The sequence below is a fragment of the Mesorhizobium huakuii genome (assembly GCF_014189455.1).
Taxonomy (GTDB): Bacteria; Pseudomonadota; Alphaproteobacteria; order Rhizobiales; family Rhizobiaceae; genus Mesorhizobium; species Mesorhizobium huakuii_A.
This window is the reverse complement of record NZ_CP050296.1, coordinates 678,810-701,509: the sequence shown is the minus strand read 5'-3', so window position 1 is coordinate 701,509 and position 22,700 is coordinate 678,810. Positions and strand designations below refer to the sequence as shown.

Annotated in this window: 15 protein-coding genes; 9 read left to right on the top strand and 6 right to left on the bottom strand. The window is 64.4% G+C overall.

Going from position 1 to position 22,700, the window contains the following annotated elements; all coding sequences use genetic code 11:
* Positions 1-120: 120 nt before the first annotated feature.
* From HB778_RS03400 to minE, 4 genes are all read left to right on the top strand, one after another.
* Positions 121-2,472 carry a tetratricopeptide repeat protein gene (locus HB778_RS03400; RefSeq protein WP_183461477.1) on the top strand — a complete coding sequence of 784 codons (2,352 nt, stop codon included), beginning with the start codon at positions 121-123 and terminating at the stop codon, positions 2,470-2,472.
* A gap of 196 nt (positions 2,473-2,668) precedes the next feature.
* Positions 2,669-3,400, top strand: a complete 732-nt coding sequence (minC, locus tag HB778_RS03395; protein ID WP_432421232.1) for a septum site-determining protein MinC — start codon at positions 2,669-2,671, stop codon at positions 3,398-3,400.
* A gap of 65 nt (positions 3,401-3,465) precedes the next feature.
* The gene (gene minD / locus HB778_RS03390; protein WP_183461475.1) at positions 3,466-4,281 is read left to right on the top strand and encodes a septum site-determining protein MinD; all 816 of its coding nucleotides are present in this window, start codon (positions 3,466-3,468) and stop codon (positions 4,279-4,281) included.
* Entirely contained in the window at positions 4,278-4,550 is a 273-nt protein-coding gene (gene minE / locus HB778_RS03385; RefSeq protein WP_183461473.1) for a cell division topological specificity factor MinE, read from the top strand. The genes minD and minE overlap by 4 nt, the downstream gene beginning before the upstream one ends.
* 569 nt (positions 4,551-5,119) lie before the next feature.
* Here minE and HB778_RS03380 read toward each other — a convergent pair.
* The 6 genes from HB778_RS03380 to HB778_RS03355 form a co-directional block, all read right to left on the bottom strand.
* Positions 5,120-6,904, bottom strand: coding sequence for an ABC transporter ATP-binding protein (locus tag HB778_RS03380; protein ID WP_183461471.1), 1,785 nt, complete (start codon positions 6,902-6,904; stop codon positions 5,120-5,122).
* A complete protein-coding gene (locus HB778_RS03375; RefSeq protein WP_183461469.1) occupies positions 6,904-7,941 on the bottom strand; it encodes a glycosyltransferase family 2 protein in 1,038 nt (345 codons plus the stop codon). The genes HB778_RS03380 and HB778_RS03375 overlap by 1 nt, the downstream gene beginning before the upstream one ends.
* A 4-nt stretch (positions 7,942-7,945) precedes the next feature.
* Positions 7,946-9,052, bottom strand: a complete 1,107-nt coding sequence (locus HB778_RS03370) for a glycosyltransferase family 2 protein (RefSeq protein WP_183461467.1) — start codon at positions 9,050-9,052, stop codon at positions 7,946-7,948.
* Positions 9,049-10,221, bottom strand: a complete 1,173-nt coding sequence (locus tag HB778_RS03365; RefSeq protein WP_183461465.1) for an acyltransferase family protein — start codon at positions 10,219-10,221, stop codon at positions 9,049-9,051. The genes HB778_RS03370 and HB778_RS03365 overlap by 4 nt, the downstream gene beginning before the upstream one ends.
* A 576-nt stretch (positions 10,222-10,797) precedes the next feature.
* Positions 10,798-12,042, bottom strand: a complete 1,245-nt coding sequence (locus HB778_RS03360) for an ATP-binding protein (RefSeq protein WP_183461463.1) — start codon at positions 12,040-12,042, stop codon at positions 10,798-10,800.
* On the bottom strand, positions 12,039-12,764 hold the full coding sequence (locus HB778_RS03355; protein WP_183461461.1) for a response regulator: 726 nt from the start codon (positions 12,762-12,764) through the stop codon (positions 12,039-12,041). The genes HB778_RS03360 and HB778_RS03355 overlap by 4 nt, the downstream gene beginning before the upstream one ends.
* Before the next feature lie 209 nt (positions 12,765-12,973).
* Here HB778_RS03355 and HB778_RS03350 point away from each other — a divergent pair, with 209 nt between their 5' ends.
* Genes HB778_RS03350 through HB778_RS03325 form a run of 5 tightly spaced genes read left to right on the top strand, consistent with a single transcriptional unit; the run spans position 12,974 to position 22,694 of the window.
* On the top strand, positions 12,974-14,017 hold the full coding sequence (locus tag HB778_RS03350; protein ID WP_348524670.1) for a hypothetical protein: 1,044 nt from the start codon (positions 12,974-12,976) through the stop codon (positions 14,015-14,017).
* A complete protein-coding gene (locus tag HB778_RS03340) occupies positions 13,983-15,146 on the top strand; it encodes an efflux RND transporter periplasmic adaptor subunit (protein ID WP_183461457.1) in 1,164 nt (387 codons plus the stop codon). The genes HB778_RS03350 and HB778_RS03340 overlap by 35 nt, the downstream gene beginning before the upstream one ends.
* Complete coding sequence (locus HB778_RS03335) at positions 15,143-18,292, top strand: efflux RND transporter permease subunit (protein ID WP_244661792.1); 3,150 nt, start codon at positions 15,143-15,145, stop codon at positions 18,290-18,292. Before HB778_RS03340 ends, HB778_RS03335 begins: the two co-directional genes overlap by 4 nt.
* Complete coding sequence (locus HB778_RS03330; RefSeq protein ID WP_183461455.1) at positions 18,276-19,535, top strand: efflux RND transporter periplasmic adaptor subunit; 1,260 nt, start codon at positions 18,276-18,278, stop codon at positions 19,533-19,535. Before HB778_RS03335 ends, HB778_RS03330 begins: the two co-directional genes overlap by 17 nt.
* Positions 19,536-19,538: 3 nt before the next feature.
* The gene (locus tag HB778_RS03325; RefSeq protein ID WP_183461453.1) at positions 19,539-22,694 is read left to right on the top strand and encodes an efflux RND transporter permease subunit; all 3,156 of its coding nucleotides are present in this window, start codon (positions 19,539-19,541) and stop codon (positions 22,692-22,694) included.
* The last annotated feature ends 6 nt before the right edge of the window (positions 22,695-22,700 follow it).

The window sequence follows — 22,700 nt, the reverse complement described above, 5'->3', positions numbered from 1 at the left end:
TGGCAGGCTTCATCACCCGCCTCGATACGCCGCCCTTCTCAAACCGTCATCACCCAGTTTCAGCCATAGCTCGGCGGCGATCTTCGGGTTTCACCATTGCTCACAGACATAGCGTTAGACGTGCCTCTGGATGAAGCGCGTGAATGGCGCTGTCTTGCAGCCGAGTATTGGCTAAGCAAACATGTAATTGACGAGCGGACACTGCCGCTGTGCTTCTGGAATGCTTTTTGGGGCGAACACTCGGGCGTGCTGATGTTGCTCTGCAATGTCATGCAAGCCATGTCGAAGGAGACCCTTCGCGGCGCTGCTGCGCTTCTGTCTCCAATGACAGCCTTAGTTACTGACAGGCCGCTTTTCCCTTCCAATCCAGCTGTTGCGGCACAGTTGCGCCTCTTGCAATTCCAGGTAGCGGACGCGCTCGAACAAGGGCCTCTTGCAGGAAGAATCGCACGGCGAGTAATTGAGGAGGTCAATACAGTTGATCACTCCGACCTACACGCGTTGTTTGTGCATATTGCAACAAGTAAATTCCTTGTGGCCGAATTTGCCGAGATCACACCGTCAGATCGGATTTCGTATGCATTGGCGCTCCGCGCAGCTGAGCCAAAAGTTCGCGAGATTGCAGGCGACGCGATCCCTGACCCCGAGACATTGCTTCCAGTTCAATTCAAACCTGGCATGGATGTTGCTGACCTCCTTTTTTCCAATATTACTCGCCACATCACCAATTCAAGCGACGAGTTGGCAGTATTTAAAGCGCTCGATGATATCCCTCCTGATGATCGCAATGGCTTCATCGATGCTATGAGTGCCATCTTCGAAGGGCACGCGGTGTTCGTTCATAGCGGTTGGTCGAGAGATCAGCTTGAGGACCGCGATATGGGCGTGGCGCTCAAGGTCTATGACCAGATCGAAGTAGTTGCCAAAGGATGGAGTAGGCCAGACATCTCTATCGAGATTGCTTGCGCTCGCTCGATAATCTTGGACGAAGGCGTAGGGAACTTTGATCGGGCCATCGCGGTCATCGACAAGGCTATATCTGCTTACGGTTCAGTTCCTTCGCTTGTGCGCCAAAAATCCAAAGTTTTGGGCCATGCAGGGCGTGATTCCGAAGCGATTGACCTACTGCTCCAGATCGAGGACGAGGTTGGGAAGGAATCACCCTTCGATCGATCGCTTGCTCTGCGCGATGGAGCCCTTTCCGCGGCCAAGTCAGGAAACTATGATGATGCTGAGCGGCTGCTGGACAAGGCAATAACGTCGCTGACAGGCGTACCAGATCGAAAGCCCTTGGCCGTCGGCCTGATTGTTGAAAAGTCACTTGTTCTCTGGCGTGCTGGGCGGCGAACTGATGCAGTCCTTGTTGCCGCCGACGCTCTTGACGCTGTTGAGGCTTTTTTGCCCGATAGTTCTCGCCAAGCCGAGCGAGCGCATCAATTTGTGCGGGCTATAGTTGGGCTCTTCTTTTCTGAGTTCGATAATGAACGCGATGATGAGCCTCCACCCTTTAGCTTTGGCCAAGCTTCCTCGTTGGAATCAGACACAGCCAAATTGCGAGGTATACCTCTCAAGTCTCTGGCAGATAACTGGCGCATTCTGGCGGTGGTTGAATCTGGCATAGAAGCGAACCTCGGTGTTGATGCTCGATCGATGGAAAAGCAGGCTGACTCACTTTGGGGACTAACGGAAGCGCTTCTGTATGAAAAACGCTACGAGCAAGCCTTGCGATCGCAGAATATCGTCGAGGCGCTAAGGGCGGGTGCTGCTGCGGTATGGGTAACAACGCTATTTCGCGATGCGTCAAAGGACCAAGATCCATTGTCGCGGGTTCCGCTATCAGGACTTAGTTTGCCAGATCCAAAGGCCATGGTTGGTGACCAGTCACTACGAAAGAAGATAGAACGCCTGCCTATCGATGCGGTTCTTTATCACACGATCGTTGCCGATAAGCCTTTAGACCATAGTTTCTTGGATGGGCTGCGTCACGGCCTAGAGATGATATTCGGCGACGACCCCGATTTGGCTTCGATATTCAAAACGTTGTCCGGTGACCTTGAAGTTGGTCCCGCAAGCCCGATGCCGTTGCTTTATGCTGCTGCTGCGGCGATCCCCGATGGCTCAGTCATCGGGGATCCTTCCCTCAGATTCTACCGGGACGCGATGGTTACCATCTGTATCAACTCCTCGCTGGGGAGAGGGGCGTTGGCATCTGCTGCGGCAACTAAAATCGCTGCAGGCTGGCGCTTTGTTCTCGACCATCAGCGTTTCATGATGTCGAGTCCCGCAAGTCATGTTCCAGCAATAGATTTGGCGATTGCGAAAATGAAGAAGCCAGCTCCAAAGCTAGGCGATGCCGCAAACTTGCTCTTGGCGGTAGCGCCTGCCGTTGGTGGGGATGCTCGGAAGGGTGTATTAGATTTGCTGTCTCAGATTTCGTTAAGCGCGTCCTCCCCTCGTCTAGGCAAATCATAGTTCGCTGGCATCTCGCCATAACCCTCCCGAGCTTCCAGGAATTAACCATTCGTTAACCATTCCCTCGCTAGCGTTTACCTCTCAGTAAGGATTCGCCAGCCGTGACCTTTGCCGCTCCCCTCGAGGCCAAATCCATTCGCTTTCGTGCCCGCTCTTTCGTCGCTTTCACATTGACCCCGGAAGCGCCCATGGTGGAGTGGCTGCAGGGGCTGGATCACTGGATCGGCAACTCGCCGGGCTATTTTGCCGGGCGGCCGGTGCTGCTGGATTTGAATGTGCTGAAGCGCGGCCGAGCGAGATCGCGGCGCTGGTCACTGAGTTGGGCACGCGCGGCATCCGCATCTATGCCATCGAGCTGGAAGGGGCTTCGCTCGGGCCTGAACTGCCGCCCTTGCTGGTCGGCGCCAAGGAGGCGACGACGGATGGGCTGCTGCCGGGCCGCAAGGGCGGGCAAGAGGTTTCCGGCAGGGAAGGCCAGGCCGAGGGCAGGGCGCCGGACCACCGCATGGAGGCGCGGACGGATGCTGCCAGCGTTGTTAGGGGCAAGGCTGGCGCAAGCAAGACTGACGAAAGCGAGCCGCAGGTTTCGCATTACGATTCGGGCACGCTGATGATCAAGGCGCCGATCCGCTCCGGCCAGGCGATCATGCATCCGCATGGCGATGTCATCGTGCTGGGCTCGGTCGCTTCCGGTTCGGAGATCGTCGCCGCCGGCTCGATCCATGTCTACGGCACGCTGCGCGGGCGCGCTTCGGCGGGCGCGCTGGGCAACACCAGTGCGCGCATCTTCTGCCGCCGCAACGAGGCCGAGCTTCTGTCGGTCGACGGCTGGTACATCACCGCCGAGGAGATGGAAGGGGTGTCGCGCGGCAAACCGGTGCAGGCCTTCCTCGACGGCGAGGGCCTGCGCGTCGAGACACTGAGCTGATGCGGCTGACTTAAGGCCGGCAAGCCGGCCCGGAATAACAACGGATAACAACGGAGGCTTTTTCGATGGGCAAGGTAGTGGTGGTCACTTCGGGCAAGGGGGGCGTCGGCAAGACCACCTCGACGGCGGCGCTCGGTGCCGCCGTGGCCAAGACCGGCAAGAAGGTGGCGCTGGTCGATTTCGACGTCGGCCTCAGGAATCTCGACCTGATCATGGGCGCGGAACGCCGCGTGGTGTTCGACCTCGTCAACGTCATCCAGGGCACGGCAAAGCTGTCGCAGGCGCTGATCCGCGACAAGCGGGTCGACACGCTGTTCCTGCTGCCGGCCTCGCAGACGCGCGACAAGGATGCGCTGACCGAGGAGGGCGTCGGCGAAGTCATCGACAAGCTGCGCTCGGTGTTCGACTATGTCTTCTGCGACAGCCCGGCCGGCATCGAGCGCGGCGCGCAGCTCGCCATGCGCTTTGCCGACGAGGCGGTCATCGTCACCAATCCGGAAGTGTCGTCGGTGCGCGATTCCGACCGCATCATCGGCCTGCTCGACGCCCGCACCATGCGCGCCGAACAGGGCGAGCAGATCGCCAAGCACGTGCTGGTCACCCGCTATGACGCGGGGCGGGCCGCGCGGGGTGAAATGCTGTCCATCGACGATGTGCTGGAAATCCTGTCGGTGCCGCTGCTCGGCATCATCCCGGAAAGCCAGGACGTGCTGCGCGCGTCCAATCTCGGTTCGCCGGTGACGCTGTCGGAGCCGCTCAATTCGGCGGCCAAGGCTTACATCGAAGCCGCAAGGAGGCTTGAGGGCGAGGAATTGCCTGTCATCGTGCCCTTCGAGCGCAAGGGCTTCCTCGATCGTCTTTTGGGAAGGAGGGCGGCATGAACCTGCTCGACATCTTCAAGCGGCGCTCCAGCGCGCCGGTGGCGCGCGAGCGGCTGCAAGTGCTGCTCGCCTATGAGCGCCGCAACCGCAGCCAGCCCGACCTCGTCTCCATCCTGCGCGAGGAGATCATGGCCGTCATCGCCAAGCATGTGCAGATCGACCAGGATTACCTGCAGGTCTCGATGGAACGCGGCGAGACCATGTCGACGCTGGAGATCGATATCCAGATCCCCAACAAGAGCCCGGCGCCGATGGCGATCGCGGGGTGATCTTTGCCCTCCCCCTTGTGGGGGGCCGGAGGACGGGCGAGACCCGTGGCTCGCCCCGGTAGGTCGATCCGCAAAGCGGATCGGGGTGGGGGCAGCGCGACGCCCAAGACTTGGGTTCCTCGCCCCCCGCAAAGCGGGGAGAGGTGGCCGCGAAGCGGTCGGAGAGGGGCCGCGCGACGCTGGCGGGTTCCCTCTGAATTTCGTTGAGGTCGAGCCATTCCCCCGCTCCGTCTCGGGCTTCGCCCGAGCCACCTCTCCCCCACATTCGTGGGGGCGAGGAACCAAGTTCTGCAAAGCTTGCGCCAGCCCCCTCACGCCGCCGCGAACACAACCATTTGCGCGAGGCGGCGGATGACCAGCACGAGGGCCAAGAGGGGAGGCCGGCGCCGCATCTGGAGAGTGAGCGATGGGCACCGGCCCGGGCGGATCGACAGGTCCGCCGCGAAGGAACGGTAGCGAGTCCGGGCGCCGCGTGGCATTGGTGCGATCGCGCAAGGTGCGAGCGGCAAGCACGGGCCACTGATTCGGACGGCCGAGGGTCGCACCGAGAATCGCTGCCCGGACCCATGTCAGTCAAGCGGTTCATGCTGGTAAAGCTCGTCCATGGAGAGCGATGCCAGGGCGCCGAAAGGGGCCTGCTTCTTCACCCGGCCGCCGCTCAGGATCACCACGTCGTCGCAGAACGAGATGGTGCTGTGATGATGGCTGATGACGATGGTCGTGCGCCGTCCCGCCCTCGACTTCAGGGTCTCGACGATGGCCGCTTCCGACAGTCCGTCCACAGCATTGGTGGCTTCGTCGAGGATGAGCAGATCGGGATCGCGCACCAAGGCCCGGGCGAGCGCGATCCGCTGCCTCTGTCCGGCCGACAGATTGACGCCCCTGTAGCCAACGAGCGTCTCGTAGCCCTGAGGCAGCCGCTCGATGAATTCATGCGCTTCGGCCAGTCTTGCGGCGCGCTCGGCGTCGCCGATCGTCGCCGCATCCTGCCCGTAGCTTATGTTCTCGAAAATGGTGCCGTCGACCAGTTCCAGCTCCTGGCTGGCCAGTGCGATGTGGCGCCGCCACTGGCTGGCGTCGATCCCATCGAGGGGTGATCCATCGACGAGGATCCTGCCGCTGTCCGGCTCCACGAAGCGGCACAGAAGATTGACGATCGTCGTCTTGCCGGCGCCCGAGCGGCCGATCAGCGCCGTCGAGCGGCCACTGTTGATTGCGAACGTCGCCGCATGCAGCACCACCTCACGCTGGTCCGTGCCGGAATAGGTGAACGTTACGTCATCGAATTTGATGCCCTGGCGCAAACCGTGGAACGGTCCGTCGCCTTGCGGCGGCCTGGGCTTGCCCGCGGGATCCAGCATCCATGTCACCTCTTCCAGCGATCCGCTCAGGCCCTGCAACTGGCTCCACGACCCCTGCAGGGCGCGCATATGCGGCTGCAGCCTGTAGAGCAGGATGACGAAGGCGATGATCATCGGGAAACTCACCTGCGCCAGCCAGGCGCCGATCACCACCGCCAGGAACAGCATGGCGTGGAGAACCTCCGTCAGCGGCGGCAACGCGCCCTGGCGGACCTGCAGGACGAAGGAGGCGTGGCGAACCGCGTCGGACGCGGTGTCGAAGATCGCCTTTTCCCGGCTCTCCTGGCCGAAGATGCGGATCAGGCGTCCGGCATGCACCAGATGCAGCATCTGCGAGGCGAGGTGGCTGTTGCGCGAAGCGACGCTGCGGCTGGGGCCTTTCAGATTGGCCGAGAGGATGGCGTGCGCGATCTGGACGAGCGCCAGTCCGAGCGTGACCAGCAGCGTCATGCGCCACGACAAAAGCAGCAGAAAGGCCAGGAGGATGATGGCGGCCGACGCGCTGATGATCGCCGACAGCATGATCTGGATCGCATCGGACGCCCGCCAGGATTCGTTGGAGATGATGTTGAGCAGCCGTCCGGGGCTCTGTCGCAGGAAGAAGGGGTAGCCGACCCGCAGGAGCTGCTCCGACAGTGCGCTGCGGATCGAATGACTGGCCTTGCCGGAGATGAAGGTCGTCAGCAGCGTGTTGGCGAAGGCGAAGACGTTCTTCAGGATGATCGAGCCGAGTATGGCGGCCGAAATGACGATAAGCCTGTCGCGCTCGCTGAAGCCCGATCCGACCTGCTGGAGGACAGCGGAGAACCCAGCCATTCCCGTCGCATCGCCGTGTCCCATGATGATGCCCAGCAGGGGGATGATCAGGCCGATGCCGAACCCTTCGAGGGCGGCGCTGACCAGACCGAGAGCCACCACGGCCGGAACCAGGCGCAGTTGCCGCTTTCCGAACGCGCGGAACAGCATCGGCAGGCTAGGCGGGAGCAACGGCATCAGAGCGGTGCCTCGGCATTGGCTTGTTGATCCTGCCGCACCGGCTCGGCCTGCGGCCGTCCCACCAGCAGGAGCAGCGCGTATCTGGCCGCGCCGAGCAGATTCATGCCGATGATCGGCCAGTGCGACAGATCGAGTTCGCGATCGAACGCGGGCCCGCCCGCCAATTCCCGGAAAGCCCCTCTCACGGCCCAGTAGAAATGGCGAAGCAGCCAGGGCGCATGGCGAATGTGTTTCAGGCAGAGCCCGCCATTGCCCAGGCTGTAGTCGCGGTGGAGCTTTTCGATGGCTTTGCGATCCCGCCGGCCGTGATGATGGAATATCGTCATATCAGGCACGTACTCAACAGCGATGCCGAGCAACACCGCCCGAACGAGGTAATCGGTATCCTCCGCCGAGCGCAATGGCCCGCCCGCGCCGAAGCGCTCATCGAAATAGCCGATGCGGGCCGCGACGTCGCGGTGCATCGTCATGTTGCAGCCCAGCACGAAGCCGCCGGGATGAATATCGGGCGTCAGCCGCTCGCGCACCCGCGATCGCTTGATCGTGAAAGGCAAGTCCCTGGGATCGCCAAGCTCGACACGGCCTCCCCGGATGAGCCACTGTTCCCCGGAGGAATAATGTCGCTCCAGGTCGGCGAGATAGTCGCGATGCACCGCGCAATCATCATCGACGAAGACCAGCACGCGCCCCCGCGCGTGCCGCAATCCGGCGTTGCGGGCCGCCGCCAGTCCGCGGCGTGGCTCGCAAACGGGCGTGAATGGAATGTCCGACATAGCGGCGATGCTGGCCAGGCGTTCCGCCGTGCGGTCGCTCGAGCCATTGTCGACGACCACGAGCTCGGCCGCGAAGTCGGCATGGGCGCGGCACGCGGCCTGCACCGACTGGATGCAGGCCTCGAGCACGGCGACGCGGTTGCGCGTGCAGATGATGAAGCTGACTTCCGGGCCTGATCGCTCCGCTCGCAGACCGGCCGGGGCGGCGCCAAGCGCCGTCGAACGATCGCGCTGTAGAGGTTGGTGGGCTTCGATGGTCATGCCTCTAGCCCACCTGATGAGATGCCAGAACCGCCGCGGCGGGCGCGGATTTGAAGAAGTATTCGACGGCGTCCGCTTGCTTGCCGGCCGACAGCGAGGCGCGGCTGAGCCAGGGCGCCCAGGCGCCCGGCCGCAACGCATATTTCTCACGCCGCCGGATGGCGTTCCATTTCGCGGTCCGCGTCAGCAGTTCGTGCGTCAATGCGGGCTGCTTTTCGTCGGCGACGAGCTGGTAAAGGAAATAGAACAGGTTGAGCGCGCCGGCCTCGAAGCTCGGCCGCGTCTCGTCCGGCAGCGAGCGGATCCGCTCCTCCAGCGCCAGAATGAAGTCGGCCGCGCGGGTAACCGTGTCGAGGCTGACCGCTTCGCCGATGTCGCGCAGGTCCCGCATGGCTTCCGCGAGGCCCTCGCGCTCGAGGTTCTCGGCCACGATGCGCAAATGCGTTCTGCGCATCTCCTTGCTGTGTCGGTGGGTCACGCTCCCCTGATGAGTACGGTAGACGAGCAGGTTTTCGGCCATCATGGCTGCCGGATAGCGGCTGGCCAGCCGCCTGAAGAGATCGAAATCCTCGGCGTGCCGGTAGGTCGGGTCGTAGGTGAGAGCGGCGTCTTCGATGACCTTCCTGTTGTAGACGACCGTCGGGTGCATGAAGATCGTGAAGAACATCGCCAGTATGGGCATGCGGCCGAACTGGAACACCGGATCGGGCTTGCCCCTGGCGATACGGCCGCGGATCAACATGTCGACGCCGGCGCCGCAGAAGCCGAGCTCGGGCCGCTGTTCAAACAGCGCCACCTGGCGCGACAGGCGCCAGGGATAGGCAATGTCGTCGGCGTCCATCCGCGCGACCAACTCGCCTCTTGCGACCGCCAGCCCTTCGTTGAGCGTCGCGACGAGGCCGCGATTTTCGCGCGAGATGATCGAGACGCGGCTGTCGGCCTGTCGGTATCGCTCGAGGATTTCGAGCGAATTGTCGCTCGAGCCGTCATCGATCGCGATGACCTCCAGGCGGCCGTAGTCCTGCCGCAGGATGCTTCCAAGCGCCGCGGCGAGATAGGGTCCGGCGTTGTAGACCGGCAGCAGGACGGAGACGAGCGGCGCGGCGGTCATGGTCTTGCATCCGTTCGCGGGAGGTCGAGGGATGGCGTGCGGCCATCGGGCGACCCGCCGGGATAGGCTTCCGCCGGCCTCGCAAACCAGCCGGCATGACCGGCGGGCGCTTGCCGGACATACGGGAAGTGGCGCTTGAGGCTGTTGAGCGGCCTTTCGAAAACCAGCCAGGAAATCGAGGCCAGGACGATCGTGGCGGTGCTTGCAACCAGGAACCGTCCTGGCCCTTGTTGCGAGACATTGAGCGGAATCCAGGGCTGCGACTTGACGGCGAGCGACAGCAATATCGGATGATAGAGATAAACGCCGTAGCTGATGCGGCCGAGGGCCAGCAGCGGCGGCAGCTCCGCGAGCCTGCCAAGGGTGCCGCCGAGGCCGCGCGAACAGGCGGCGACGATGACTATCAGCGGCACCAGGGGCAGGACCTGCAGCAGCAGCCAACGGGCCCATTCCAGCGTCGGATCGGGAGGTGCCGGGACAAACCACTCGATCATCAGGAACGCGGCCGCGAAAGCCGGCCAGCTCAGCCGCATCCATTGCGGCAGGCCGGCGCCCCTTGACCGCCAGCAGGCTAGCAGCGCGCCTGAGGCCAGCGCATCCATCGACGCTGGCGGCAGCAGGTCGCGCGCCAGCGCCGGAGTGGCGGTCACCGGCCAGTAGAAGCGATAGGCCAGCGACAGCGCGATGACGCCGATGCAGATCTGTTCAAAGCGCCGCCTTGGGGCAAGCAGGACGACCAGCGGCCAGGCTAGATAGAACTGCTCCTCGATGCTCAGGCTCCAGAAATGGCACAGCACCCAGGGCGTCCAGTCATTGCGCAGCGCATACCAGAAATTCGACAGATAAAGCGCATGCCAGACCAGCGATCCCCTGGACTGTTCCAGGTCGACCAGCCAGACGAAACCAAGGACGGCAAAATAGGGAGGGAATATGCGCAGCGCCCGCCTGATGTAGAAGGACCGCAGCGCGGGGCCGGTTTCAAACGCGGCGGCCGCGCGGGCTTCCAGCAGCAGGCGCGTGATCAGGAAGCCACTCAGCACGAAGAACAGCCGCACGCCGATATGGCCCCAAAAGGAAGATCCTCCCGCCGCGAAGAAATGGGAGTACAACACCATCGTCACGGCGATGGCCCTCAGTGCATCCAGTTGGATGTCGCGGGCGTTTGCCATCAGCTTGCGCCCCTATGATGTCCGTGCCGTCTGGCCGCTTCGAGCCGGGGGCCAACATGGACGGTACCTGTCCTCGGCCCGGCACCGTCAAACCCGAGCCTTGCGGGTCCATCCGAGCCAGGAACGAATTCGACGGATGGACAGCTCAAGTTGGTCAAGCTGGCGGAATCCTCCACGGCGTATGTCCAGTCGCAAATGAGTCCCCCAGGCGATGGTTCGGTCACGGCATTGTGCGGTGCAACACAAAAAATTTAGCGAGATGAAATACTTGCGTGAGCAAGGCTAGAAATTGGCAAAAAGCCGCCATTTTTTCGGTCTCTTGCGATTTTCGATAGCACTTCAACCTTTTTGGTTCGAGTTGTATCGGTATACTCGCTTTGGTTGATTGGAAGCATTTCTGCCCCGGAGACAGGAGGCGTTAGAATCTCTGTAAAAAAATCTTGAAATTTGAGAAATCTACATTTTATCTATTTTGGTTCATACCGATTTACCCGCGAATGAATTGGAATCATTGGCTTTTCGCGATGCAGCATAGTCGCCCATTTTTGTCGGTTGACCAGGCGGCTCGCTTACGCCTCACACCGCCTTGAACACCACCGTCTGCGCCAGCCCGCCACCCCTGCGGTTCTCCAGCGTCACCGTCCCGCCGTAGCGCTCGATGATCTCCTTGGCGATGGCCAAGCCGAGCCCCGCGCCGGGGATGAATTGCTGGCGGCCGGGGTCGACGCGGAAGAAGGGTTCGAAGGCCTTGTTGATGAGGTCGGGCGGGATGCCCGGGCCGTTGTCGGAAATGGTCAGCACGGCGCGCCTGTCGGTGGCGGCAAGGGCAATGGTGCAGGCCTTGCCGTGGGTGGCGGCGTTGACGATCAGATTGCGCAGGGCACGGCGCAGGCCGAGCGCGCCGGCGCGCACCGACACCTTGTCCAGAGGGCCGATCGAGACGGCATGGCCGAGCGTGACCATTTCGGCTTCGATGTCGCGCACCATCTTTTCCAGGTCCAGCGGCTCGACGGCGTCCTGGTTCACCTCCTCGCGCACCAGGCGGATGGCGCTGTCGGCGATGCGGTCGAGTTCGTCGAGATCGTGAAGCCATTTGTCGCGCTCCTCGTCGAGGAATTCGGCGCGCAGCCGCATGCGCGTCATCGGCGTGCGCAGATCATGGCCGGCGGCGGCCACCAGCCGCATACGGCTCTCCATGGCCGTGCGCAGCCGCGAGGAGAGCTGGTTCAGCGCATGCGCCGTCGCCCTGACCTCGGCCGAGCCCTCTTCCGGCAACTGCGCCAGCAAGCCGTCCGAGCCGATCTTCGAGACGGCGGCCTCCAGCATCTCCAGCGGCCGCACCAGCACGCTGGTGAAATAGACCGACACGGCAGTGGCGCCGAGCGCGATCAGCGTGATCCAACCGGCGAGAACCAGCCAGACATCCCTCGGCGGATCGAAGTCGGGGACGTCGATGATCATCCAGCGTTTGTCGGGAAGCGCCACCGACGCGACCATGCCGGGAGTGCCCGGAGTACGGCTGACAACGGCCGAGAGGCCGAGGCCGTCGTCACGCAGGATGTCGTTGAGCACGCGCGTGTGTTTGCGGTCCACCGGACCATCGGCGGGGTGGTCGCGGATGGTCAGCGGAGCATCGCCCGCGCCAGGCACATGGCCGGGAACCAGCTGCACCATGAATTGGACCTGACGGGCAACCGGCCCCATGATCAGTTCCGGCGATGGCCCGCCGAGCACCTTGATCGCCACGGTCGTGGCGAGGCCGACGACGCCGATGATCGAGGCCACCAGCAGGATGATCAGCCTTCGGCGCAGCGAGTTCACGCCGGGATCTCCACCGTCTCGACACGCGCGGTGAGCTGGTAGCCGCCATTGCGCACGGTCTTGAACAGCGGCCCGTCGCCGGTGTCCGAGAATTTGCGGCGCAGCCGGCTCATCAGCACGTCGACCGAGCGTTCGAGCGGGTCGCGTTCGCGGCCTTGTGTGAGGTCAAGCAGCTGGTCGCGCGACAGCAGCCGGCCGGGGCGGTCGAGGAACACCTGCAACAGGTCGAACTCGGCGCCGGTGAGGTCGATGAGCTCGCCCCGCCCGTCCGTCACCTTGCGGGTGTCGGGTTCCAGCCGGTAGCTGGCGAAGCGGTAGATGCGGGGGCGGGGAGCCGGCGCCTCCTCGGGTGCCGCGCGCCGCAGCACGGCGCGGATGCGGGCGGTCAGTTCGCGCGGGTTGAAGGGTTTGCCGAGATAGTCGTCGGCGCCGAGCTCCAGGCCGATGATGCGGTCGACATCCTCCTTCAGCGCCGTCAGCAGAATGACCGGGACATGCGGCTTGCGGTCGCGCAAGCCGCGGCAGATATCGAGGCCAGACCCGTCCGGCAGCATGACGTCGAGCACCACGAGGTCGAACTGGCCGGCGCCAAGCTTCTGCTCGCATTCGCGCCGGTCCGCCGCCACCGAGACGCGAAAACCCTGGCCGTCGAGATAGCGGCCGAGCAGCGTGCGGATCTCGCGGTCGTCGTCAACGACGAGGATATGGGGTTGTGATTGCATCATGCGTGCCCTTGCTTGGCGCTGATTATAGGGACCGCACACGCGAGCGGCATGGAAAATTGCAACGCAATGTTTCTGGCCGGGGGCGGGAAACATTCGGAAACAAATTGCCCCTTTGCGGAAACCTTCGGCAACACGCCGACGCGAAGCGGACAAACAGGCTTCCTATCCTCAGGGATGTCCGATGCATGAGAGAAAGGAACACCGTCATGCGAAGCAGACTTCTTGCGCTCGGCCTGTTTTCCGTCGCCGCAATCCACCCGGTGCTGGCGGCACAGCCCGATGCCGGCGCCGGCGAGCCGCCGGTCATCGCTCAGGATGGACCGGACCATGGCCCGATGCCGTGGTTCGGCCAGAATGGCCCGCATGGGCCGATGCGGCACGGTTCGCAGGGTTTTGGCCCGCAGGGCTTTGGCCCCGAAGGCTTTGGCGCGCACCGCATGGGACCGCCGCCGGAATTCATGCTGGCCGCCCGGCTGGCGGCGCTGGAGACGCGCGTCGGTATCCGCAGCGAACAGCTCGACGCCTGGCGCGACTACACCAGTGCACTGCAGGCCGTGCTTGCGCCGCCACGGCATGATCGCGGCCCCGGCGGCACCGGTGGCCCCGGCCCGGGTGGCGCCGAGGCCAAGGGGCCTGATGCGGCTCCGGGCGGCAAGCCCGATCCCTTCGCCTTCCAGGAAAGGCTGGCCGACGAGGTTACCGCGCGCGCGGCTTCGGCCGCCAAACTGAAGGAGGCTATAGCCGAATTGCGCACCAAGCTGTCGCCTGAACAGCTCGAAATCCTGGCTTCGGCGGAACGACCCCACGGACCACCCCCGGTCCCTGGGGCGGCCCGCCGGAAGATGCAGCCGGACCTGGAGGTCCGCCCGACCAGGGCGGACAGCTTCCGCCACCCCAGCCCGGGAACGGCTGACAACTCCGTCCGGCTGCTCCGGCCGGCCCGGTGTCCAACCCGTTCTCGGGCCGGCCGGTCTCGTGGGATGGCGGCATGCTCCGCCATCCCACCTTTGAAAATCATCCACAATGGAAGCACGGCAATGTGGGAAGCCATGATGATGCTGCGGCTGATCGCATCGATGAGCCCGAGGCTCTCGCTCGGCCAGCGCGCCAGCCATGCCGCCACGCCGGCGGCGCTGCCGGCCGATACGCTGAAGGGCGCGGTGCGCTTGCATTTCGCCGCCTGGCGCCTGTCGCTGCCGGTTTCGCAGCAGCCCAATGACCACGGACATCATGACCGCAAGATCGCGTAAGACCTATCTTGTCCTGGCCGGCGTGCTGATCGTCCTGGGGGCGATGGCGGCGCTGAGAGCCTATGGACGCGCGACCGTTGAACCGGCCACGCAGACTGTCGCGGCGCCGCAGGCCAGCCTGACGGTTGCGGTCGAAAAGGTGCGATCCGAGGCGGTCGCCTCGTCGATCAGCGCCACCGGCACCGTCTCCGCATGGCAGGAAGCAGCCATCGGCGCCGAGACCTCCAGCCTCAAATTGACCGAAGTGCTGGTTGGCGAAGGCGACCATGTGCGGGCCGGCGACGTCGTCGCGCAGCTCGACGCCTCGGTGCTCAAGGCACAGCTGGCGGAGCAGAAGGCTGCCGTCGACCAGGCGCAGGCGACGCTGGACACGGCGATCTCCGCCGCCGGCCGCGCCGACAGGCTGCTGGCCAGCAAGGCGATCAGCGCTGAGACGGCGGAAGACAAGGCGACCGCCGTCAAGACCGGCCGGGCCGCGCTCGAGCAGGCCAAGGCCGCTACTGAGCGGCTGCAGGCCCAACTCGACCAGGCGACCATCCTCGCGCCCTTCGACGGCGTCGTCTCCAACCGGCCGGCGGTCGCCGGTTCGATCGTCCAGGCCGGCACCGAGCTGATGAAGATCATCCGCGACGGCAGGCTGGAAGTCGGTGTGCTTCTCCCCGAAAAAGACCTTCCATCGGTCTCGGTCGGGCAGGGGGCCAACGTCGTCGACGCTTCGGGCCGGACTTTTGCCGGGCAGGTGTCCTCCATTGCCGAGACGGTCAGTTCGACGACGCGGCTCGCCACGGTCTATGTCGGGCTGGGCGAAGGCTCGGGCCTGAAGCCCGGCATGTTCGCCCGCGTGTCGATCGCGGGAGCGGCCTCGCAAAGGCTCAGCGTTGCCGAGGCCGCCCTGGTCTGGCAGGACGGCAAGCCTGTTGTCTTCGTCGTCGACGACGCCGGCAAGGCCGCCACGCGCGCCGTCACCATAGGCGCGCACCAGAACGGCCGGGTCGCCATAGAAAGCGGACTGTCGGAGGGTGACAGCGTCGTTGTCGCCGGCGCCGGTTTCCTCAGCGACGGCAATCTGGTGCGTATCGCCGACGCGCAACCCGGCGCCGCCGGCAAGGTGACGGAGGCGGCGCGATGAACGCCATTTCCTCCTGGTCGATCCGCAATCCGGTGCCGACCATCGTGCTGTTCCTGTCGCTGACCATCGCCGGCCTCTACGGCTTCATGCAGCTGCGCACCAACAATATGCCCGACATCGACCTGCCGACGGTCACCGTCACCGTCTCGCAGCCGGGAGCGGCACCGAGCGAAATGGAAGTGCAGGTGGCGCGGGTGATCGAGAACGCCGTGGCGACGCTGGAAGGCGTCGACGACGTCTCGACCTCGATCAGCGAGGGCTCGTCCGTCACCACGGTCGAGTTCACATTGGGCATCGATCCCGAGACCGCCGCCAACGATGTCCGCAACGCCGTGTCCGAAGTGCAGTCGAGCTTGCCGGCGGCCGCGCAGTCGCCGGTCGTGGCCAAGATGAACGCGACCGGCAATTCGGTGCTGACCTATGTCGTCGAGGCGCCCTCGATGTCGCCGGACGCGCTGAGCTGGTACATCGACAATGATGTCGCCAAGGCGCTGCTCGGCGTCGACGGCGTCTCCAAGATCACCCGTTCGGGCGGCGTCGACCGCGTCATCCGTGTCGAGCTCGATCCGGACCGCCTCGCCGCGCTCGGCATCAGCGCCGGCGATGTCAGCCAGACACTCGCCTCCAACAATGTCAACCAGCCGGGCGGCCGCACCAGCGTCGGCGGCCAGGAGCAGTCGGTGCGCACGCTGGCCAGTGCCGGCTCTGTCGAGGCGCTGGCCGACACAGACATCGCGCTCAATGGCGCTGGCGGCGTCAAGCTCTCCGATCTCGGCAGCGTGGTCGACAGCTGGGAAAAGCCGCGCCAGGCCGCCTATCTCGACGGAAGACAGGTTGTCGCCTTCAACGTCTACCGCTCGGTCGGTTCGAGCGAGATCGACGTGGTCAAGGCCGCGCGCGCCGCGATCGCCGACATCGGCGCCAAGACCGATACCGCGAAATTCACCGAAGTCACCTCGTCCTCCGGCTTCGTGCAGGAGAGCTATGACGCCGCGTTCGAGGCGTTGTGGCTCGGCGCGTTGCTGGCCATTGGCGTCGTCTGGCTGTTCCTGCGCGACATCAGGGCGACGCTGGTGTCGGCGGTCGCCATGCCGCTGTCCTTGATCCCGACCTTCGCCGTCATGGCGGCGTTCGACATCTCGCTCAACAACATCACCTTGCTGGCGCTGTCGCTGGTGGTCGGCATCCTCGTCGACGACGCCATCGTCGAGATCGAGAACATCGTGCGCCATATGCGCCAGACCGGCGCCAGCGCCTATCATGCTGCCATCGAGGCGGCCGATGAGATCGGGCTTGCCGTGGTGGCGACCACGGCGACCATCATCGCGGTGTTCCTGCCTGTCGCCTTCATGCCCGGCATTCCGGGAAAATTCTTCTTCTCCTTCGCCGTCGCCGTCTGCGTGTCGGTGCTGTTCTCACTGCTGGTGGCGCGCATGCTGACGCCGTTGATGGGCGCCTATCTGGTGCGCGCCGGCGGCCACAGCGAGGACGACCTGCCGGCCTGGGTGCCGACCTATCTGTGGCTGCTGCGCAAGGCGCTCGACCATCGCTGGATCACGCTTGTCGCCGGCATCGCCTTCTTCGCCGGCTCGATCGGGCTGGCAACGAAACTGCCGACCGAATTCATGGCGGCGACCGATCGCGGCCGCTCGATGATCTCGGTCGAGCTGCAGCCGGGCTCGACGATCGAACAGACGACCGCCGTCGTCCAGGACATCACAAGGCGCCTGAAGGCCGAGCCGGCCGTCGACAGCATATTCGCCACGATCGGCACGGCGGCTTCATCCGGCGGTGGTCCGAACCGCGGATCGACATCGGCCGAGGTGCGCAGCGCCAATGTCACCGTCAATTTGAAGCCACGCGGCGAGCGCAGCGTCAGCCAGCAGCAGTTCGAGGCCGAGGCCTCGCCGAAGCTCAACGACATTCCGGGCGGGCGCATCCAGTTCGGCGCCGACGGCTTTGCCGGCGCCAAGGTCGCCATCACGCTGGTCGGCGACGATGGCGAGGCGCTGCAGAAGGCAAGCGACGCGCTGGTCGACGGGATGAAATCCGTGCCCGGCCTCATCAATCCGAAGTCGACCGCGGCGACGACCAAACCGGAACTGATCGTGCGCCCCGACAGCGCCAGGGCAGCCGAACTCGGCGTCACGCCAACCGAGATCGCGGCGACGGTGAAGATCGCCACCATCGGCGACACCGACACCAGCCTGGCCAAGTTCAATCTCGGCGACCGCCAGGTTGCGATCGTCGTGACCTTGCCCGACGGCGCCATCGACGATCCGGCGAAACTGGCGGTGCTGCCGCTGATCGGCAGCAAGGGCACGGTGCCGCTGGGTGCGGTGGCCGATATCGGCTTCAATGCCGGGCCAAACAGCATCACCAGGGTGGGGCGCAGCCGCAGCGCCACGGTCGAGGCGGATCTTTCCGGCCTGACGCTCGGCCAGGGGACCGCTTCCATCCACGCCTTGCCGGCGATGCGCAATCTGCCGGCCGGCGTGCAAGAGCTGGCGCGCGGCGACGCTCAGCGCATGCAGGAGCTGTTTTCCGGCTTCGCCACCGCGATCGCCGCAGGCATTCTGCTGATGTACCTGACGCTGGTGCTGCTGTTTCGAGGCTTCGTGCAGCCGGTGACCATCCTGGTCGCGCTGCCGCTTTCGATTGGCGGTGCGCTCGGCTTCATGCTGATGACCGGCAAGGCGCTTGGTATATCGCCGCTGATCGGGATATTGATGCTGATGGGCATTGCGGCCAAGAACTCGATCTTGCTTGTCGAGTACGCCCTGGTCGCCGAGAAGGAGCGTGGCATGAGCCGCCTCGACGCACTGCTCGACGCCGCCCGCAAGCGGGCACGGCCCATCGTCATGACATCGATCGCCATGGGCGCCGGCATGTTGCCGATCGCGCTCGGCATCGGCGCGGACGCCGAGACGCGGGCGCCGATGGCGATCGCCGTGATCGGCGGACTCATCTCCTCGACCGTGCTCAGCCTCGTCTATGTTCCCGTCGTCTACACCTTCATGGACGACATCCAGCGCTTCCTCGGCCGGCATCTCGCGCGGCTGCTGGTGGAACGCTCCGATCCCGACAGCCAGACGGCGACCGCAACTCCAGCGAAAGATCATCCAGGCCATGTCTATCCAGTCTAGTCCGTCCTCCCTGCCGGTCCGCCGGCTCGCGGCGATACTCATCACCACGGTTCTTCTGGCGGCCTGTTCGCAGGAGGGGAGCAAAGCTCCCGCCGGCATGGGCGGCGTCGGCAAGCCGGAGGTCGGCGTCGTCACGCTGCATCCGCAATCGGTGGCGATCACGGCCGAACTGCCGGGACGCACGTCAGCCTCGCTCACCGCCGATGTGCGCCCGCAGGTCAACGGCATCATCCAGGCACGGCTGTTCAAAGAGGGCAGCGAGGTGGTGGTCGGGCAGCCGCTCTACCTCATCGATCCGGCGAGCTACCAGGCCGCCTATGACAGCGCGCAGGCAGCCCAGCAGAAGGCCGAAGCGGCGGTGCCGACGGCGCAGGCCAAGTTCGACCGCTATGCCGGCTTGTTGAAGCAGAACGTTGTTTCCAAACAGGATTACGACGATGCCGCGGCAACGCTGGCCCAGGCCAATGCGGATGTGGCGTCTGCCAAGGCCAGTGTCGAAACCGCGCGCATCAATCTCGACTACACCAAGATCACCGCGCCGATCGCCGGCCGCATCGACAAGTCGTCGCTGACGCCAGGCGCCCTGGTCACCGCCAATCAGGACACCTTGCTCACCACCATCCGTTCGCTCGATCCGATCAATGTCGACGTCACGCAGTCGAGCACCAATTTGCTCAATCTGCGCCAGGCTATCAATGAGGGCCGGCTGAAGTTCAGCGGCCCCAATGTCAGCGTCAAGCTGAAGCTCGAGAACGGCACCATCTATAACCAGACCGGCAAGCTGGAATTCGCCGGCGCCAATGTCGACCAGACCACCGGCACCTTTGCGCTGCGGGCCGAGTTCCCCAATCCCGACCGCCTGCTTCTGCCGGGCATGTATGTGCGGGCGCTGGTCGAAGAGGGCGTCGCCCAGAACAGTTTCCTGGTGCCGCAGCGCGGCGTCACCCGCAACACCAAGGGCGAGGCGACCGCCATGGTCATCAACGCGCAAGGGAAAGTCGAGACGCGCGTGCTGGCCGTGCGCAACAGCGTCGGCAACAACTGGCTGGTGGATTCAGGCGTTGGCGACGGCGACCGCGTCATCGTCGAGGGCCTGCAACTGGTGCGCCCCGGCGGCGACGCGACGGGCGTCGAAGTGACGATCGACGAGACGACCGGCGAGGTCAAGGACCGGGCACAGACCTCTTCTTCCATATCTTCCACGCCCAAGATGGCCGATAGCAGCCAGTCGACCGGGAACTGAGCGATGTCAGCATTCTTCATCAACCGGCCGATCTTCGCCTGGGTGATCGCCATCGTGATCATGCTGGGCGGCTTGCTCGCGCTCACCACGCTGCCGATTTCGCAATATCCGCAGATCGCGCCGACCACGGTCAACATCAGCGCCAATTATCCCGGCGCCGACGCGCAAACGGTCGAGAATTCGGTGACCAAGGTCATCGAGCAAGGCATGACCGGCATCGACAATCTCGACTATATGACGGCGACCTCGACCTCGACCGGTGCGGCCACGATCACGCTGACCTTCACCAGTGCGGCCGATCCCGACACCGCCCAGGTGCAGACGCAGAACAAGCTGCAGCTGGTGCAGTCGCAGCTGCCGCAAGTGGTGCAGAGCAACGGCATCACCGTCTCGAAATCCTCGACCGGCTTCCTGATGGTCATCGGCTTCGTCTCCAGCGACGGCAAGATGAACTCGACCGACCTTGCCGACTATGTCGACTCGACCATAAACGACACGCTGAAGCGCGTCGAAGGCGTCGGCTCGACGCAGCTGTTCGGCTCCAGCTATGCCATGCGCATCTGGCTCGATCCCGACAAGCTCGCCAAATACACGCTGATGCCGAGCGACGTGGCCTCGGCGATCGAGGCGCAGAACACGCAGGTCTCGGCCGGCCAGCTCGGCGGCATGCCGCAACGCAAGGGCCAGCAGCTCAACGCCACGGTGACGGCCAAGAGCCGGCTGCAGACCGCCGAACAGTTCCGCAACATCATCCTGAAAAGCCAGACCGACGGTTCGCTGGTTCGCCTCAACGACGTCGCCACCGTAGAGCTCGGCGCCGAGAGCTATACGACGCAAGCCAGATACAACGGCCAGCCGGCGGCCGGCGTCGCCATCAACCTCGCAACCGGCGCCAACGCCATCAGCACCGCGGAAGCGGTGCGCTCGACGATCAACCGGCTGAGCTCGACCTTCCCGCAAGGTGTCGAGGTCGTCTATCCCTACGACACCTCACCCTTCGTGCGGCTGTCGATCGAGGAGGTGGTCAAGACACTGGCCGAGGCGATCGTGCTGGTGTTCCTGGTGATGTTCATCTTCCTGCAGAATCTGCGGGCGACGATCATCCCGACCATCGCCGTGCCGGTGGTGCTGCTCGGCACGTTCGGCGTGCTGTCGCTGTTCGGCTATTCGGTCAACACGCTGACCATGTTCGCCATGGTGCTGGCCATCGGCCTGCTGGTCGACGACGCCATCGTCGTCGTCGAGAATGTCGAGCGCGTCATGCAGGAGGAAGATCTATCGCCTAAGGAGGCGACGCGAAAATCGATGAACGAGATCACCGGCGCGCTGGTCGGCATCGCCACCGTGCTGTCGGCGGTGTTCGTGCCGATGGCCTTTTTCGGCGGCTCGACCGGCATCATCTACCGGCAGTTCTCGGTGACCATCGTTTCGGCCATGGTGCTGTCCGTGCTGGTGGCACTTGTGCTGACGCCGGCGCTGTGCGCCACGATCCTGCGGCGGCCCAAGGACCATGCGACGCAGACCGGCCCGTTCGGCTGGTTCAACCGCGTCTTCGATCGCGGCACGACGGCCTATCGCGACGGCTCGCACGGGATCATCAATCGGTCCTGGCGCTTCCTCGCCGTGTTCCTCGCCATCGTCATCGCCATGGGCTGGATGTTTGCCCGGCTGCCGAGCTCGTTCCTGCCGGAAGAGGACCAGGGCATCCTGATCACCAGCGTGTCGCTGCCGGTCGGTGCGACACAGGACCGGACCGAGCGTGTGCTGGCTGAGGTGACCGATCATTATCTCAAGGAGGAAAAGGACGCTGTCCAAGGCGTCTTCACCGCTTCCGGCTTCGGCTTCGGCGGCGCCGGGCAGAATGTTGGTATTGCTTTCGTGCCGCTGAAGGAATTCAGCGAGCGCTCATCGCCGGCCCTGGCGGCGCAAGCGGTCGCCGGCCGTGCCATGGGTGCCTTCCGCAAGATCAGGGACGCGCAGGTCTTCGCGCTTGCCCCGCCCGCGATCCAGGGTTTTGGCAACACCAACGGCTTCGATTTCTACCTCCAGGACGTCAACGGCGCCGGCCATGACGCGCTGATCCAGACGCGCAACCAGCTTCTGGGCCTCGCGGCACAGAGCAAGCTGCTCACCGCCACAAGGCCCAACGGCCAGGAGGACCAGCCGCAATTCTCTGTCGACATCGACCAGGAAAAGGCCAGCGCGCTCGGCGTCAGCCTCGCCGACATCAACAACACACTGTCGAGCGCCTGGGGCAGCGACTACGTCAACGACTTCATCGACCGCGGGCGGGTGAAGCCGGTCTATATGCAGTCGGACGCGAACTTCCGCATGCAGCCGGAAGATCTGGACAAATGGCAGGTTCGCAATGCCAGCGGCGCCATGGTGCCGTTCTCGGCCTTCACCTCCAGCCACTGGACATTCGGTTCGCCGCGGCTGGAACGCTACAATGGCTCGGCGGCGGTCGAGATCCAGGGCGCGGCGGCCGCGGGCGTAAGCTCGGGTGCGGCCATGGATGAGATCGACAGGCTGGTGGCGCAGCTGCCGGCCGGCTATTCGCATGAGTGGACCGGCCTGTCGCATCAGGAACGGCTTTCGGGCAACCAGGCACTGTCGCTCTATGCGATCTCGGCGCTGGTCGTGTTCCTGTGCCTGGCGGCGCTTTATGAGAGCTGGTCGATCCCGTTCGCGGTCATGCTGTCGGTGCCGATCGGCATTTTCGGCGCGCTGGCGGCGGCGACACTCTTCGGCCAGACCAACGACGTCTATTTCAAGGTCGGCCTGCTGACCACGATCGGCCTGGCTTCCAAGAACGCCATCCTCATCGTCGAGTTCGCCATCGAGCGGCAGGCGGCGGGCATGGGGCTGGTCGAGGCGACGCTGGAGGCGGCGCGACAACGACTGCGGCCGATCCTGATGACGTCGCTGGCCTTCATCCTCGGCGTCACGCCGCTCGCGATTGCCAGCGGCGCCGGCTCCGGCGCGCAGAATTCGGTCGGCATCGGCGTCATGGGCGGCATGATCGCGGCGACGGTGATCGGCGTGTTCCTGGTGCCGCTGCTGTTCGTCACGGTGCGGCGCATCTTCAAGGGCGGCGCGGCCAAACAAGATTCTGGGCAGGGCAGCGACGAGAAGCCGGCGACGGCCAACCAGCAATAAGGAAAC